Annotated in this window: 1 protein-coding gene; it reads left to right on the forward strand. The window is 63.9% G+C overall.

Features of this window, described 5'->3' with window-relative positions:
- Nucleotides 1-441: sugar nucleotidyltransferase (locus ACU8YC_RS27885; protein WP_446896381.1), on the forward strand; the 441-nt coding region annotated here is incomplete at both ends.

Genomic DNA, 441 nt, shown 5'->3' on the forward strand with positions numbered 1-441 from the left:
GGGTCAAGGATCCGGAGCGCTTCGGCGTGATCGACTTCGACGAGAACGGCAAGTGGCTGCCGATCGAACAGAAGCCGAAGAAGCCCAACTCCAGCTACGCAGGGACCGGCCTGTACTTCTACGCCAACGACGTCATCGAGATCGCCAAGTCGATCAAGCCCTCGCCACGCGGCGAACTGGCGATCACCGACGTCAACATGGCCTACCGCCAGCGCGGCGATCTCAATGTAGAACGCTTCGGCCGTGGCTTCGCCTGGCTCGACACCGGTACCCACGACAGCCTGCTGGAAGCCTCGCAGTACGTGCAGACCATCGAGCACCGCCAAGGCCTGAAGGTGGCCTGCCTGGAGGAGATCGCCTACCAGAACACGTGGATCGACCGCGAGCAGCTGTTGCGCCGCGCCGACGCCCTGGGCAAGACCGGCTACGGCCAGTACCTGT

This window comes from Citrobacter sp. VF227, assembly GCF_052950715.1.